The following is a 16,224-nucleotide window of genomic DNA, read 5'->3' on the forward strand; positions in this document are numbered from 1 at the left end:
GGGCGTGTCGGTGGGGCGTGGGAGGGTCGAGCCATGGACAGCGCGATGCAGCGAGTCATTGGTCCCGGCGCCGCCACCGAGCGGGTCGACGCCCGGCACTGGCGGGTGCTGCTGCTGTGGCTGCAGGCCGCCTTCCGGGTCCCCGACCTCGCCACGGGCGCGGCGCTCGTCGCCCGGGTCGCGGCCGAGGCGGAGCGCCTCGGCGCCGCGCCCGACGTGACGCTGCGGCCCGGCGTCGTCCAGGTGCGGACTACCACGTGGGCCGCGCACGGGCTCACCGAGGCGGACCTGGCGCTCGCGGCCGCCGTGTCGGCCGCGGCGGACGAGCTCGGGGTCGTCGGCGACCCCGCCTCGCTCACGTCGCAGGAGATCGCGATCGACGCGCTCGACATCCCGCGCGTCGCTCCGTTCTGGCGCGCGGTGCTGGGCTACGAGCCGGAGCCCGGGACCGACCCGGACGACCCGGCGCTCGCGGACCCGGGCGCCCTGGGGCCGGGGTACTGGTTCCAGCAGATGGACTCCCCGCGCCCGCAGCGCAACCGGATCCACGTCGACGTCACGGTGCCGCACGACCAGGCCGAGGCCCGGGTCGCGGCGGCGCTGGCCGCTGGGGGCACGCTGCTGTCCGACCGGCGGGCGCCCGCGTTCTGGGTCCTGGCGGACCCCGAGGGCAACGAGGCCTGCGTGTGCACCTGGCAGGCCCGCGGGAAGGGCTGACCCGCGCCGGCCGGCTCCGCGCCGTCTCGCCCCTCGGTCGATCACAGGACGGACGCCGCACGCATCGTGACGTGCGCGGACGTACCGTGACCGCCACGCCGCCGCCGCGGTGGCGCCCTGCTCGTCCGAAGGAGCCCCAGCGTGAGTCGTCCTCTGCGCTCTCGTACCTCGACCCACGGCCGCAACATGGCCGGCGCCCGCGCCCTCTGGCGCGCCACCGGCATGGGCTCCGAGGACTTCGGCAAGCCGATCATCGCGATCGCCAACTCGTACACCCAGTTCGTCCCGGGCCACGTGCACCTCAAGGACATGGGCGACCTCGTCGCGTCGGCGATCCAGGAGGCGGGCGGCGTCGCCAAGGAGTTCAACACCATCGCCGTCGACGACGGCATCGCGATGGGCCACGCCGGCATGCTCTACTCGCTGCCCAGCCGCGACCTGATCGCCGACTCGGTCGAGTACATGGTCCAGGCGCACTGCGCCGACGCCCTGGTGTGCATCTCCAACTGCGACAAGATCACGCCGGGCATGCTCAACGCGGCGCTGCGGCTGAACATCCCGGTGATCTTCGTGTCGGGCGGCCCGATGGAGGCCGGCAAGGCGGTGATCGCCGACGGCGTCGCGAAGACGCACCTCAACCTGATCAACGCGATCAACTACTCGGCGGACGACAACGTCTCCGACCAGGCGCTGGCCACGGTCGAGGAGAACGCCTGCCCGACCTGCGGATCCTGCTCCGGCATGTTCACGGCCAACTCGATGAACTGCCTCACCGAGGCGCTCGGCCTGTCGCTGCCGGGCAACGGCTCGACGCTCGCCACGCACAGCGCCCGCCGCGAGCTGTTCCTCGAGGCCGGCCGCACGATCGTCGACCTGGCCCGTCGGTACTACGACGACGAGGACGACACCGCGGCGCCCCGCGGGATCGCGACCCGCGCCGCGTTCGCGAACGCGATGGCGCTCGACGTCGCGATGGGCGGCTCGACCAACACCGTGCTGCACGTGCTCGCCGCGGCGCAGGAGGCCGAGGTCGACTTCACGCTCGAGGACATCGACGCGATCAGCCGCCGGGTGCCGTGCCTGGCGAAGGTCGCGCCGAACCACCCGGACTACCACATGGAGGACGTGCACCGGGCGGGCGGCATCCCCGCGCTGCTCGGCGAGCTCGACCGCGCCGGGCTGCTCGACCACGACGTCACGAGCGTGCACACGCCGACGCTGCGCGCCTGGTTGGACGACTGGGACGTCCGCGGCGGGAAGGCCACCGAGCGCGCGACCGCCCTGTTCCACGCGGCCCCCGGGGGCGTGCGCACCACGCAGGCGTTCTCGACGTCCAACGTGTGGGAGTCGCTCGACACGGACGGCGCCGGCGGGTGCATCCGCGACGTCGCGCACGCCTACACCGTCGAGGGCGGCCTGGCCGTGCTGCGCGGCAACCTCGCCGAGGACGGCGCCATCATCAAGACCGCCGGCATCGACCCGGACGTCTTCCACTTCGTCGGACGTGCGCTGGTGTGCGAGTCGCAGGACGAGGCCGTCGACAAGATCCTGCGCAAGGAGGTCGAGCCGGGCCACGTGGTCGTCGTGCGCTACGAGGGCCCGTCCGGCGGCCCCGGCATGCAGGAGATGCTCTACCCGACGTCGTTCATCAAGGGCCGCGGGCTCGGCAAGGTGTGCGCGCTCATCACCGACGGCCGGTTCTCCGGCGGGTCGAGCGGCATCTCGGTCGGCCACATCAGCCCCGAGGCGGCCGCCGGCGGCACGATCGGCCTGATCGAGGACGGCGACGAGATCGAGATCGACGTCGAGACCCGCCTCATCCGGGTCAACGTGCCCGACGAGGTGCTCGCGGACCGCCGCGCCAAGATGGAGGCGCGGGAGAACCCGTGGCAGCCGGTCGACCGCGACCGGTACGTCTCGCCCGCGCTCCAGGCGTACGCGGCGATGGCGACGTCCGCCGACCGCGGCGCGGTCCGCGACGTGAGCCGCCTCCGCCGCGGCTGACGCGGCACGACCCGCGCGGCGCGCCCCGGCACGTCAGGGGCGCGTCGCGCGCTCGGCGCCTACAGTCTGCTCATGACGACCACGGGCGGGAACACCCCGGACATCGACATCAAGCCGCGCTCCCGGCAGGTGACCGACGGCATCGAGGCCACGGCGTCGCGCGGCATGCTGCGCGCCGTGGGGCTCGGCGACGACGACTGGGTGAAGCCCCAGATCGGCGTCGCGAGCTCCTGGAACGAGATCACCCCCTGCAACCTGTCGCTGCAGCGGCTGGCGCAGGCGGTCAAGAGCGGCGTGCACGCCGGCGGCGGCTACCCGCTGGAGTTCGGCACCATCTCGGTCTCGGACGGCATCTCGATGGGCCACGAGGGCATGCACTTCTCCCTGGTGAGCCGGGACATCATCGCGGACAGCGTCGAGACCGTGATGCAGGCCGAGCGCCTGGACGGCTCCGTGCTGCTGGCCGGGTGCGACAAGTCGCTCCCGGGCATGCTGATGGCCGCCGCGCGCCTCGACCTGTCGAGCGTGTTCCTGTACGCCGGTTCGATCATGCCGGGCTGGGTGAAGCTCGAGGACGGCACCGAGAAGGACGTCACGCTGATCGACGCGTTCGAGGCGGTCGGCGCGTGCGCCCGCGGCCTGATGAGCAAGGGCGACCTGGACCGCATCGAGCGCGCCATCTGCCCGGGCGAGGGCGCCTGCGGCGGCATGTACACCGCGAACACGATGGCGTCGGTGGCCGAGGCGATGGGCATGTCGCTGCCGGGCTCCGCCGCCCCGCCGAGCGCCGACCGCCGCCGGGACAACTTCGCGATGCGCTCCGGCGAGGCCGTCGTCGAGCTGCTGCGCAAGGGCATCACCGCGCGGCAGATCATGACCAAGGAGGCGTTCGAGAACGCCATCGCGGTGGTCATGGCGTTCGGCGGCTCGACCAACGCGGTGCTGCACCTGCTGGCGATCGCGCACGAGGCCGAGGTCGACCTGACGCTGGACGACTTCAAGCGCGTGGCCGCGAAGGTCCCGCACCTGGGCGACCTCAAGCCGTTCGGCCGGTACGTCATGGCCGACGTCGACCGCATCGGCGGCGTCCCCGTGATCATGAAGGCGCTGCTGGACGCGGGCCTGATCCACGGCGACTGCCTCACCGTCACCGGCAAGACCGTCGCGGAGAACCTCGCCGACGTCGCGCCGCCCGACCCGGACGGCAAGATCCTGCGGGCCCTGGACAACCCGATCCACCACACCGGCGGCATCACGATCCTCGACGGGTCGCTGGCCCCGGAGGGCGCCGTCGTGAAGTCGGCCGGCTTCGACACCGACGTGTTCGAGGGCACCGCCCGGGTGTTCGAGCGGGAGCGCGCGGCGCTGGACGCGCTGGAGGACGGCACCATCCAGGCGGGCGACGTGGTCGTCATCCGGTACGAGGGCCCCAAGGGCGGCCCGGGCATGCGCGAGATGCTGGCGATCACCGGCGCGATCAAGGGCGCCGGGCTGGGCAAGGACGTCCTGCTGCTCACCGACGGCCGGTTCTCCGGGGGCACCACCGGCCTGTGCGTCGGGCACGTCGCGCCCGAGGCGGTCGACGCCGGGCCGATCGCGTTCGTCCGCGACGGCGACCGGATCCGGCTGGACGTCGCGAACGCGACGCTCGACCTGCTGGTGCCCGAGGAGGAGCTCGCCGCCCGCCGGGTCGGCTGGGCACCGCTGCCCCCGCGGTACACCCGGGGTGTGCTCGCGAAGTACGCGAAGCTCGTGCAGTCGGCGTCGACGGGGGCGGTGCTGATCTGAGGCCCACCGGAACCGGCGTCGCTGATCTGCGCGAACGTCCCCGCCGGACCCGGCCCGCCCGCTAGGGTCGCGTCGGGGCACCCGACGGGTGCCCCGACGGGACGGGGGGCGAGGGTGACGACGGAGCCGGCACCGGCGGGGACCACCGCCGTGAGCACCCGCGGCCTGCGGAAGACCTACCGGCACCGCGGCCGGCAGGTCGTCGCGGTGGGCGGGCTCGACCTGGACGTGCCGCTCGGCGGCGTGCACGGGTTCCTCGGCCCGAACGGGGCGGGCAAGACGACGACGATCCGGATGCTGCTCGGGCTCATCCGACCGGACTCGGGCGTCGTGCGCGTCCTCGACCGCCCCGTCCCCGCGGCGCTGCCCGAGGTCGTCGCCCGCGTCGGTGCGATCGTCGAGTCGCCGAAGTTCTTCCCGGCGTTCTCCGGGCGGCGGAACCTCGAGCTGCTCGCCGCGGCGATCGGGGTGCCGGCCGCGCAGGTCGACCGGGTGCTCGCCGACGTCGGCCTCGCGGACCGGGCGTCGAGCGCGTTCCGCACGTACTCGCTCGGCATGAAGCAGCGGCTGGCGATCGCGTCCACGCTGCTCAAGGATCCCGAGCTGGTGATCTTCGACGAGCCCACGAACGGCCTGGACCCCGCCGGCATCCACGAGGTGCGGCAGACGATGCGGGAGCTCGCGGCGGCCGGGAAGACCGTGCTGGTGTCGAGCCACATCCTCGCCGAGGTGCAGCAGGTGGCCGACACGGTGTCGATCGTGACGCAGGGCCGCCTCGTCGCGGGCGGCCGGGTCGAGGACCTGCTGGCCGCGGCAGGCGCGGGGGAGACCCGCGTGGGCGTGGAGCGTCCCGCGGAGGCCGCGGCGGTGCTCGGCGAGCGTGGCTGGGCGGTCCGGCCCGACGGCGCGGGCGGGCTGCTCGTCGCCGGCGCCGCGCCGGCGGAGATCACGCGGGCGCTGGCCGACCGCGGGCTGTACCTGCACGAGCTCGCGCCGGGTCGCGCCGACCTGGAGCAGGTGTTCCTCGCCCTGACCGGCACGGGCGCGGACGGCACCGCCGCCGCGCACCAGGGCCGGCCGGCGCCGCACGGACGGCGGGTGCGCGCGTGAGCGCCGCGCAGGGCACCGCCCGGCGCCCGGACGCGCGCTCTGCCGGCGCCGCCGACCCGGCCGGCGCCCGCCGTCCCCGAGCCGGCCTGGTGCGCGTCGAGGCCCGCCGGTTCCGGTACCGCGCCGCCATCCGGTGGCTGGCGCTGCTCGCGGTGGTCGCGGCGCTCGTGGTCGTCGCGAGCGTGTTCGCCGCGGCCCGGCCCCCGTCGGAGCGCGCGATCGCGGAGGCGGAGCAGCAGTACGCCTTCGCCCAGGAGGACTGGGCGGAGAACGGCGAGCAGTACGTCGCCGACTGCCGCGAGGGCGAGGCCCTCGCGCAGGAGACGGACCCCGGCGCGGACTGGGGCTGCGACGACCTGGAGCCCCGCCTCGAGGCGTACCTGCCGCCCCAGCCGACCCTCGCGGACTCGGGCCCCACCTGGGTGTCGGGGGTGACGACCTTCCTGCTCCTGCTCGCCTTCGCGTCCGGGGTCACGTTCGTGACGGCCGAGATCGGCACCGGGGCGCTGGGGACCTGGCTCACGTTCGTCCCCCGGCGCGGTCGGGTCTACGCGAGCAAGGTCACGGTCGCGGCGGCCGGCGTGCTGGTGCCGACGGCGGTGGCGCTCGCGCTCACCGTCGGCGGCGCGTGGGTCGCGGCGAGCGTGCACGACGCGGTCGGCGAGCTCACCGCCGCGTGGTGGACCGCCCTCGGGTGGCAGGCGCTCCGGGCGCTGGCGGCCGCCGCGGCGCTCGGGGCGGTCGGCGCGGCGCTCGGCTTCCTGCTGCGCAGCGCGGCGGGAGCGCTCGGCGTCGGCATCGGCTGGCTGCTGCTCGTCGACGGCGTGCTGGCCGGCCTGCACCCGGCGCTGTCCCCCTGGACGGTGCGCTCGTCGCTGCTCGCCTGGCTGGAGGGCGGCCTGACGTACTGGGTCACGGTGCCGTGCGCGCCGGTCGACGGCGTCCCGCAGGCCGGGATGTGCACGGCCGAGCGGACCGTGTCGATGCTGCACGGCGGGGTGCTGCTCGGGGTGGTGACGGTCGTCCTGGTGGTCCTCGGCGGCCTGATGTTCCGGCACCGCGACGTCGACTGACGTCGGCTGCGCCCCACCGCGCCGCATGCCAGGGTGGACGCATGGCATGGACCGTCGAGGACGCACCGTGGTGGACCCGAGCCGTCGTCTACCAGATCTACCCGAGGTCGTTCCAGGACTCCGACGGCGACGGCGTCGGCGACCTGCGGGGGATCATCTCCCGCCTGGACCACCTGAGCGCCCTGGGCGTCGACGTGGTGTGGCTGTCGCCGATCTACCGCTCGCCGCAGGACGACAACGGCTACGACATCAGCGACTACCAGGACGTCGACCCGTCGTTCGGCACGCTCGCGGACCTGGACGAGCTGATCGCCGCGCTGCACGAGCGCGGCATGAAGCTGCTCATGGACCTGGTGGTGAACCACACGTCCGACGAGCACCCGTGGTTCCTCGAGAGCCGCAGCGGCCCGGACAGCCCGAAGCGCGACTGGTACTGGTGGCGGCCGCCGCGCGAGGGGATGGCGCCCGGGCAGCCGGGTGCCGAGCCGACCAACTGGCACTCGTTCTTCTCCGGCTCGACCTGGGAGCTGGACGAGGCGTCCGGCGAGTACTACCTGCACCTGTTCAGCAGGAAGCAGCCCGACCTCAACTGGGAGAACCCGGAGGTCCGCCAGGCGGTCTACGCGATGATGCGCTGGTGGCTGGACCGCGGGGTCGACGGCTTCCGGATGGACGTCATCAACCTGATCTCCAAGGACACCGCCCTGCCCGACGGCCCGGTGATCGCGGGGGTGTGGGGCGACGGCAGCGCGCACTACACCGACGGGCCGCGGGTCCACGAGTACCTGCACGAGATGCACCGCGAGGTGTTCGAGGGCCGCGCCGACCGGCTGCTGACCGTGGGGGAGACCCCGGGCGTCACGCTGGACGAGGCCCGGAGGTACACCGACCCGGCCCGGCGCGAGGTCGACATGGTGTTCCAGTTCGAGCACGTCGGGCTGGACCACGGCCCGGGCGGCAAGTTCGACCCGAAGCCGCTGCGGCTGACCGACCTCAAGGCGACCTTCGGGCGCTGGCAGGCGGGTCTGGCGGAGGCGGGCTGGAACAGCCTGTACTGGGACAACCACGACCAGCCGCGCGTCGTGTCCCGGTTCGGCGACGACGGGAAGCACCGTCGCGAGTCGGCCAAGGCGCTCGCCACCCTGCTGCACCTGCACCGCGGGACGCCGTACGTCTACCAGGGCGAGGAGCTCGGGATGACGAACGCGCACTTCACGCGGTTCGACCAGTACCGGGACATCGAGTCCGTCAACCACGTCGCCCAGGCCCGCACCCTCGCGTCCGCGACGGACGAGCAGCTGCTCGCGGGCCTCGCGGCCATGAGCCGGGACAACGCGCGCACGCCCGTGCAGTGGGACGACTCGCCGCAGGCCGGGTTCACCACCGGCACGCCGTGGCTGGCCGTGAACCCGAACCACACCGAGATCAACGCCGCCGCCGAGCGCGCCGACCCGGAGTCGGTGTTCCACCACCACCGGCGGCTGATCGAGCTGCGGCACACGGACCCGGTGGTCGCGCTCGGCGACTTCACGATGCTGCTGCCCGAGGACGAGCAGGTGTACGCGTACACCCGGGAGCTCGACGGGGACGCGCTGCTCGTCGTCGTCAACGTCTCGGGCGAGGAGCGGGTCGTCGACCTCGGGGACGCGTGGCCGGTCGCGGACGACGGCGGCTGGGGCGACCTGGTGCTCGGGACGCACGCCGAGGCCGGGGAGCCGACGACGCTGCGACCGTGGGAGGCGCGGGTGGTGCGGCGGCGCTGAGCCGCCGGGCGTCACTCCTGGACGTCGACCACCACGCGCACCGGGTCGCCGAGCAGGTAGGCCCGGAACGGCCGCGGCTCGCCCGTCACGCCCACGAACGCCTGGGACTGGGCCTCGAAGGTGCCCAGCAGCACGGCCTCGGTGACGGCGGTGGTGCCGGCGGCGGTGACCGGCTGCCGCAGCGGGAACTCGGTCAGGCCGGTGTCGTGCGGGTAGGCGGTCCCGGTGAGGACGACCTGCAGCGGGCTGTCGCCGGCGACGTCGACGGTCTCGCCGGTCGGGTCCTCCACGGCCGCGTCGACGTACTCGACCCGCCAGCCGGGCGTCCCGGTGCCGCCGAGCTCGAACACGACGCGGTCGTAGCCGTCGTGGTGGCCGACCCGGACGTCGGTGACGGTCAGCGCCGCGTCGGCGGAGGCGTCGGCGGTGTCCGCGGCGGTGTCGGCCGGGAACGCGGGCGCCGCGGCGTCGGCGTCCGCGTCGGCCGGGGCCCCGGTGGCGGTGGCCGTCGGCGTCGGCGTCGCCGTGGGGGAGCTCGTCGCGGGCGGGGCGGCGGAGGTGGACGCGTCGCCGGTCGGGCCGTCGTCCGCGCCGCCGCACGCGGCGACCAGGGCGAGCAGCGCGACGGCGGAGCCCGCGAGCAGCGGGCGGCGGGCGGACGTGCGGGTGCGGGTCATGGGACCGAGGCTAGGAGCGCGGCGCGCCTTCGGGCGGGAGGCGGGGGACGCGGCGGGTCACGACTCGATACCGATCACCTAGTGGACCCGTGGACCACGATGTGAGACGGCCTCGGCCGAGCGTGACACCCGACCGGCCGGGGCGTAGTGTCCTGTTGCATGCGGACGAACCTCCTCCTCGTAGTACTTCCCGGGCGCGCCGGCTAGAGCCACGCACGGAAGGCTCGTCAGCGCGCGCACCCCTCGATCCGCCCGGTATCTCGGGCCCGGGGGGTTTTTTCGTGCCGACGCAGCCCCACCGCGCGGCACCACGCGGCCCCCCGGCCGCCGCAGCAGCACCGCTCCACCCGCACAGACGCAGGAGACACCGATGGTCCAGGGCCCCCACCCGGCACCGCCCCGCAGGCCGGCCACGCCCGCAGCGCCCGCCGGCGCGCCCGAGCCGCGCGAGCCCGCGCGCCTCGCCGAGCCGACCGCCGCCCGGCCGCGGCCGGTCGTCACCGCGCAGGTCACCGGCGCGAAGTCGATCGTCCGCTCGCTCGAGGAGGCCGGCGCCGAGGTCGTCTTCGGCATCCCCGGCGGCGCGATCCTGCCGACCTACGACCCGCTGATGGACTCCACCCGGCTCCGGCACATCCTCGTGCGGCACGAGCAGGGCGGCGGCCACGCGGCGACCGGCTACGCGCAGGCCACCGGCAAGGTCGGCGTCACGATGGCGACCTCGGGCCCGGGCGCGACGAACCTGGTGACCCCGATCGCCGACGCGAACATGGACTCGATCCCGCTGGTCGCGATCACGGGCCAGGTCGGCGCGTCGCTGATCGGCACGGACGCGTTCCAGGAGGCCGACATCGTCGGCATCACGCTGCCGATCACCAAGCACAACTTCCTGGTGACCGATCCGGACGACATCCCCCGCACGATCGCCGAGGCGTTCCACATCGCGTCGACCGGCCGCCCCGGCCCGGTGCTGGTGGACATCGCCAAGTCGGCCATGCAGACCGACACCACGTTCACGTGGCCGCAGCAGCTGGACCTGCCGGGCTACCACCCGGTGACCAAGCCGCACGGCAAGCAGATCCGCGAGGCCGCCCGGCTGCTGGCGACGGCGCGCCGCCCGGTGCTCATGGTCGGCGGCGGCGTGATCCGCTCCGGCGCGTCCGCCGAGCTGCGCCGCCTGGTCGACGAGTCCGGCGCCGCCGTGGTGACCACGCTGATGGCCCGCGGCGCGCTGCCCGACACGCACCCGCAGCACCTCGGCATGCCCGGCATGCACGGCACGGTGGCCGCGGTTGCCGCGCTGCAGAAGGCCGACCTGGTCGTGGCGCTCGGCGCGCGGTTCGACGACCGGGTGACCGGCAAGCTGTCGTCGTTCGCGCCGAACGCCACGATCGTGCACGCCGACATCGACCCCGCGGAGATCGGCAAGAACCGCGCCGCGGACGTGCCGATCGTCGGCGACCTGCGCGAGGTCATCACGGACCTGCTGCCCGAGCTCGCCCGCGAGCAGGTGCAGCACGGCAAGCCGGACCTCGAGGCCTGGTGGCAGCAGATCGACTCCTGGCGGGAGACGTTCCCGCTGGGCTACGACGAGCCGACCGACGGCCACCTGGCGCCGCAGCACGTGATCTCCCGGATCGGCGAGCTGTCCGGGCCGGAGTCGATCTTCGTGTCCGGCGTCGGCCAGCACCAGATGTGGGCCGCGCAGTTCATCAAGTACCAGCGGCCGAACTCCTGGCTGAACTCCGGCGGCCTCGGGACCATGGGCTTCTCGGTGCCCGCGGCGATGGGCGCGAAGGTCGGCCAGCCCGACCGCACCGTGTGGGCGATCGACGGCGACGGCTGCTTCCAGATGACCAACCAGGAGCTCGCCACCTGCACGATCAACGAGATCCCGATCAAGGTCGCGGTGATCAACAACTCCTCGCTGGGCATGGTCCGGCAGTGGCAGACGCTGTTCTACGAGTCCCGGTACTCGAACACCGACCTGCACACCGGCCACGGCACCATCCACGTCCCGGACTTCGTGAAGCTCGCCGACGCCTACGGCGCGGTCGGCCTGCGCTGCGAGACCACCGCGGACGTGGACGCCACCATCAAGCGCGCGATGGAGATCGACGACCAGCCCGTCGTCGTGGACTTCACGGTGTCGCGCGACTCGATGGTGTGGCCGATGGTCGCCGCCGGCGTGAGCAACGACGACATCCAGTACGCCCGGGGCATCTCCCCGGCGTGGGACCGCGAGGACTGAGGAAGAGAACATGAGCCGTCACACCCTCTCCGTCCTCGTGGAGAACAAGCCCGGCGTGCTGACCCGCGTCGCCGGCCTGTTCGCCCGCCGGTCGTTCAACATCCACTCCCTCGCGGTGGGCCCCACCGAGCACGACGAGATCTCCCGGATCACCGTCGTGGTCGACGTCGACGCCCTGCCGCTGGAGCAGGTCACCAAGCAGCTGAACAAGCTGATCAACGTGATCAAGATCGTCGAGCTCGAGGACGCCGCCTCCGTGCAGCGCGAGCTGCTGCTGGTCAAGGTCCGCGCCGAGGGCCCGGTCCGCACCCAGGTGCTCGAGGTGGTCGAGCTGTTCCGGGCGCACGTCGTCGACGTCGTGCCGGACACCGTGACCATCGAGGCGACCGGCAGCCCGGGCAAGCTCACGGCGCTGCTCGCGGCGCTCGAGCCGTTCGGCGTCCGCGAGATCGTCCAGTCCGGCATCGTGGCCATCGGCCGCGGGCCCCGCTCCATCACGGACCGCGCGCTCGAGCGCGTCACCCGGTCCGCCTGATCCGTCCGTCCGCACGACCCCGCACACACAAGGAGAACCATCGTGGCTGAGCTGTTCTACGACGACGACGCCGACCTGTCGATCATCCAGAGCAAGAAGGTCGCCGTCATCGGCTACGGCAGCCAGGGGCACGCGCACGCGCTGAACCTGCGTGACTCGGGCGTCGACGTGACCGTCGGCCTGCGCGAGGGCTCGGCCTCCCGCGCCAAGGCGGAGAACGAGGGCCTCAAGGTCGCCACGGTGGCCGAGGCCGTCCAGGGCGCCGACGTCGTGGTGATCCTCGCGCCGGACCAGGTGCAGCGGCACATCTACCGCGACGAGATCGCCCCCAACCTGACCGAGGGCGCCGCGCTCGTCTTCGGCCACGGCTTCAACATCCGGTTCGGCTACATCAAGCCCGAGGCCGGCCACGACATCGTCATGGTCGCCCCCAAGGGCCCCGGCCACCTCGTGCGCCGCGAGTACGTCGACGGCCGCGGCGTGCCGGTGATCGTCGCCGTCGAGCAGGACGCGTCGGGCTCCGCCTGGGACCTCGCGCTGTCCTACGCCAAGGGCATCGGCGGCCTGCGCGCGGCCGGCATCAAGACCACGTTCACCGAGGAGACCGAGACCGACCTGTTCGGCGAGCAGGCGGTCCTCTGCGGCGGCGTGTCCCAGCTGATCCAGTACGGCTTCGAGACGCTGACCGAGGCGGGCTACCAGCCCGAGGTCGCGTACTTCGAGGTGCTGCACGAGCTGAAGCTGATCGTCGACCTCATCTTCGAGGGCGGCATCACCAAGCAGCGCTGGTCGGTCTCCGACACGGCCGAGTACGGCGACTACGTCTCTGGCCCGCGGGTCATCACGCCCGACGTGAAGGAGAACATGAAGGCCGTCCTCGCCGACATCCAGAACGGCGCCTTCGCCGAGCGGTTCATCACGGACCAGGACGCCGGCGCGCCGGAGTTCAAGGAGCTGCGTGAGAAGGGCCAGAACCACCCGATCGAGCCCGTGGGCCGCGAGCTGCGCAAGCTGTTCGCCTGGGTGAAGCCGTCCGACACGGACTACGTCGAGGGCTCCGCCGCGCGCTGACCCGCGCGCTGCTCGACGCTCACGCGCCGAGAGAGGACCTCCGCGCCGAGAGAGGACCGTCCACGGTCCTGTCTCGGCGGGACGGTCCTCTCTCGGCGTCGTGGTTTCTGTTCGCGTCCGGGAGGATGGGCCGCATGACCGACGACGCCGCCGCCGACAGCACGCACCCCGACGAGGTCCTCCGGTTCTGGGAGGTCGCCCGGGTGCGCGCCGGGGTGATGCGCGTCGCCGCCGTCACCGGGCCGGGGGTCGCCGGCTCGCTGGTGCCGCCGTCCTGGGCGTTCGGGGACGACCCCGCCCTCGCGGACGCGGCCCTCGGGCTGGTGCTCGACGGCACCAAGACCGCCACGTCGACGGCGCTGCCGGAGTTCGAGCACGCCGACGAGCCGCTGCCGGTGCGGGGCGACCTGTCGATCGTCACCGACGGCGCCGGCCGGCCGGGCGCCCTGATCCGCACCACGCGGGTGGAGACGGTGCCGTTCGGCGAGGTGGGCGAGGACGTCGCGGCGGCCGAGGGGGAGGGCGACCGGACGCTCGCGTCCTGGCGCGCGGAGCGCGAGGGCTCCTGGGGCCCGGTGCTGGCGGCGCTGGGCGCGGAGCTCACCGACGCGACGCCGGTCGTCGTCGAGCGGTTCGAGCTGCTGTTCCCGCGGCCCGGCGACCGGGGCCCGTCCGCCGGTCCGTCCGAGGCCTGAGACGGTCGTCCCGATTCGTAAGACGACTCACTAGGGTGGCGAGCATGGCGCAGCGCATCAACCTGGCCGTCGTCGCGGGTGACGGCATCGGCACCGAGGTCGTGGAGCAGGGTCTCCTCGCCCTGGAGGCGGCCCTGTCCGGCTCGGGCAGCACGGTCACCACGACCGACTTCGACCTGGGCGCACGCCGCTGGCACGCGACCGGCGAGACGCTGACCGACGCGGACCTCGAGGCGATCCGCTCGCACGACGCGATCCTGCTCGGCGCCATCGGCGACCCGAGCGTGCCGTCGGGCGTGCTCGAGCGCGGGCTGCTGCTCAAGCTGCGGTTCGCCCTGGACCACTACGTGAACCTGCGCCCCGCCAAGCTGTACCCCGGCGTGGCCTCGCCGCTGGCGACCCCCGGCGACGTCGACTTCGTGGTCGTCCGCGAGGGCACCGAGGGCCCGTACGTCGGCAACGGCGGCGCGATCCGGGTGGGCACCCCGCACGAGATCGCCAACGAGGTCAGCGTCAACACCGCCTTCGGCGTCGAGCGGGTGGTGCGCGACGCGTTCGCCCGCGCGAACGCCCGCCCCCGCCGCAAGCTCACGCTGGTGCACAAGCACAACGTCCTCGTGCACGCCGGCCACCTGTGGCGGCGCACCGTCGAGGCCGTGAACGCCGAGTTCCCGGACGTGACGGTCGACTACCTGCACGTGGACGCGGCGACGATCTTCCTGGTCACCGACCCGGCCCGGTTCGACGTGATCGTCACGGACAACCTGTTCGGCGACATCCTCACCGACCTCGCCGGCGCGATCGTCGGCGGCATCGGCCTGGCCGCGTCCGCCAACATCAACCCGGACCGCACCGCCCCGAGCATGTTCGAGCCGGTGCACGGCTCCGCCCCGGACATCGCCGGGCAGGGCAAGGCCGACCCCACCGCGACGGTGCTGTCCGTCGCGCTGCTGCTCGAGCACCTGGGCGAGCGCGACGCCGCGGCCCGCGTCGAGGCCGCCGTCGCGGCGGACGTCGCGGAGCGCGGGGGCCGAGTACGGTCGACGGCCGAGGTGGGCAAGGACCTCGCCGCGCGCATCGCCGGCTAGTCCCCGCCCGCTCGGGGCGCAGCGTCGCGCCCCGCGCCGTCCCACCCCGGCCGTCGCCCAGGTACCGTCAGATCAGACTCCTGGTGAAAGGCCGCAGACACATGAGCATCTCCGACACGACCGACCTCGGTTCCACCTTCGAGGTCCGTCCCACCGACACCCCGACGCCCGACGCCGAGCGGGAGTCGCTGCTCGCCACGCCGAAGTTCGGCACCGTGTTCACCGACCACATGGCGCGGGTCTCCTGGACGCAGGGCCTGGGCTGGCACGACCGCCGGGTCGAGAAGTACGGCCCGCTGCTGCTCGACCCCGCCACCGCGGTGCTGCACTACGCCCAGGAGATCTTCGAGGGCCTCAAGGCGTACCGGCACGCCGACGGCTCGGTGTGGACGTTCCGCCCGACCGCGAACGCGGAGCGGCTGCAGCGCTCCGCCCGGCGGCTCGCGCTGCCGGAGCTGTCGACCGAGGACTTCCTCGCGTCGGTCACCGCCCTGGTGCGCACCGACGTGGACTGGGTGCCGTCGGGGGAGGAGACCAGCCTCTACCTGCGGCCGTTCATGTACGCCTCCGAGGCGTTCCTCGGCGTGCGGCCGTCCATGCAGGCCGAGTACCTCGTCATCGCGTCGCCGGTCGGCTCCTACTTCGCGGGCGGCGTGAAGCCGGTGTCGATCTGGGTGTCCGAGGACTACTCGCGCGCCGCGGCCGGCGGCACCGGCGCCGCCAAGTGCGGCGGCAACTACGCCGCGAGCCTGCTCCCGCAGCAGGAGGCCTACGCCCGCGGCTGCGAGCAGGTGTGCTTCCTGGACGCCGCGACCGGCACGCTGCTCGAGGAGCTCGGCGGCATGAACGTGTTCGTGGTCGGCGCCGACGGCTCGGTGTCCACCCCGCGGCTCACCGGCTCGATCCTCGAGGGCGTGACCCGCTCCTCGATCCTGCAGCTGCTGACCGAGGACGGCCGTGAGGTGCACGAGCGGGACATCCCGCTCGCCGAGCTGCTCGCCGGCCTGCGCGACGGCAGCGTGGCCGAGGTGTTCGCCTGCGGCACCGCCGCCGTCGTCACGCCGATCGGCCGGCTCGCGGGCGGCGACTTCGACGTGACCGTCGGCGACGGCGCGGCCGGTCCGGTCATGCAGAGCATCCGGCAGCGCCTGACCGACATCCAGTACGGCCGCGCCGCGGACCCGCACGGCTGGATGCACCGCCTGGTCTGACCGCCGGGCGTCGGCCCCGTCCCGCACGCTGGACGGGGCTGACGCCGGGCGTGACGTGTGCCACCATGAGCCCATGTCCGGTCTCCCGATCGTCATCGCCTAGCGCGTCCGCCCCACCCCCGCGGACGCGCCGACCTCCCGAACCCGGGGGGTCTTTTTGTTGCTCGACCCGCGCGCCGACCCGGCGCCCACCCCCGGCAGCTCGCCTCGTCCCCTCGCCGAGAGAAGCACTCCCCGTGAC

General features: G+C 73.6%; 13 protein-coding genes. 12 read left to right on the forward strand and 1 reads right to left on the reverse strand.

Annotated elements, in window-relative coordinates; translation table 11 throughout:
- Positions 1-33: 33 nt before the first annotated feature.
- The 6 genes from MHY85_RS15860 to MHY85_RS15885 all read left to right on the forward strand — a co-directional run bounded on the left by MHY85_RS15860 (position 34) and on the right by MHY85_RS15885 (position 8,455).
- A complete protein-coding gene (locus MHY85_RS15860) occupies positions 34-717 on the forward strand; it encodes a VOC family protein (RefSeq protein WP_239197974.1) in 684 nt (227 codons plus the stop codon).
- 141 nt (positions 718-858) lie between these two features.
- On the forward strand, positions 859-2,721 hold the full coding sequence (gene ilvD, locus MHY85_RS15865; protein WP_308191405.1) for a dihydroxy-acid dehydratase: 1,863 nt from the start codon (positions 859-861) through the stop codon (positions 2,719-2,721).
- Positions 2,722-2,793: 72 nt separating this feature from the next.
- Positions 2,794-4,509 (forward strand): dihydroxy-acid dehydratase, encoded by a 1,716-nt coding sequence (gene ilvD, locus MHY85_RS15870; RefSeq protein WP_239197976.1) that lies wholly within the window; start codon positions 2,794-2,796, stop codon positions 4,507-4,509.
- A gap of 150 nt (positions 4,510-4,659) precedes the next feature.
- Positions 4,660-5,619, forward strand: coding sequence for an ABC transporter ATP-binding protein (locus MHY85_RS15875; RefSeq protein ID WP_239197978.1), 960 nt, complete (start codon positions 4,660-4,662; stop codon positions 5,617-5,619).
- On the forward strand, positions 5,616-6,692 hold the full coding sequence (locus MHY85_RS15880) for an ABC transporter permease subunit (RefSeq protein ID WP_239197980.1): 1,077 nt from the start codon (positions 5,616-5,618) through the stop codon (positions 6,690-6,692). Before MHY85_RS15875 ends, MHY85_RS15880 begins: the two co-directional genes overlap by 4 nt.
- A gap of 41 nt (positions 6,693-6,733) precedes the next feature.
- Entirely contained in the window at positions 6,734-8,455 is a 1,722-nt protein-coding gene (locus MHY85_RS15885) for an alpha-glucosidase (protein ID WP_239197982.1), read from the forward strand.
- Between the two features lie 11 nt (positions 8,456-8,466).
- On the opposite strand, the gene MHY85_RS15890 is transcribed toward MHY85_RS15885, so the two are convergent.
- A complete protein-coding gene (locus MHY85_RS15890; RefSeq protein ID WP_239197984.1) occupies positions 8,467-9,132 on the reverse strand; it encodes a hypothetical protein in 666 nt (221 codons plus the stop codon).
- 370 nt (positions 9,133-9,502) lie between these two features.
- On the opposite strand from MHY85_RS15890, the gene MHY85_RS15895 reads away from it, so the two are divergent.
- From MHY85_RS15895 to MHY85_RS15920, 6 genes are all read left to right on the forward strand, one after another.
- Positions 9,503-11,383, forward strand: a complete 1,881-nt coding sequence (locus MHY85_RS15895) for an acetolactate synthase large subunit (protein ID WP_239197986.1) — start codon at positions 9,503-9,505, stop codon at positions 11,381-11,383.
- 10 nt (positions 11,384-11,393) lie between these two features.
- Positions 11,394-11,918, forward strand: a complete 525-nt coding sequence (gene ilvN / locus MHY85_RS15900) for an acetolactate synthase small subunit (protein WP_239197988.1) — start codon at positions 11,394-11,396, stop codon at positions 11,916-11,918.
- A gap of 42 nt (positions 11,919-11,960) precedes the next feature.
- A complete protein-coding gene (gene ilvC, locus MHY85_RS15905; RefSeq protein WP_147796003.1) occupies positions 11,961-12,989 on the forward strand; it encodes a ketol-acid reductoisomerase in 1,029 nt (342 codons plus the stop codon).
- A 134-nt stretch (positions 12,990-13,123) separates the two neighbouring features.
- The gene (locus MHY85_RS15910; RefSeq protein ID WP_239197990.1) at positions 13,124-13,684 is read left to right on the forward strand and encodes an ASCH domain-containing protein; all 561 of its coding nucleotides are present in this window, start codon (positions 13,124-13,126) and stop codon (positions 13,682-13,684) included.
- Between the two features lie 44 nt (positions 13,685-13,728).
- Positions 13,729-14,772, forward strand: coding sequence for a 3-isopropylmalate dehydrogenase (locus tag MHY85_RS15915; protein ID WP_239197992.1), 1,044 nt, complete (start codon positions 13,729-13,731; stop codon positions 14,770-14,772).
- A 101-nt stretch (positions 14,773-14,873) separates the two neighbouring features.
- Positions 14,874-15,983, forward strand: coding sequence for a branched-chain amino acid aminotransferase (locus MHY85_RS15920; RefSeq protein WP_239197994.1), 1,110 nt, complete (start codon positions 14,874-14,876; stop codon positions 15,981-15,983).
- Positions 15,984-16,224: the final 241 nt, after the last annotated feature.

The organism is Cellulomonas sp. ACRRI, assembly GCF_022346185.1.
Classification (GTDB): domain Bacteria; phylum Actinomycetota; class Actinomycetes; order Actinomycetales; family Cellulomonadaceae; genus Cellulomonas.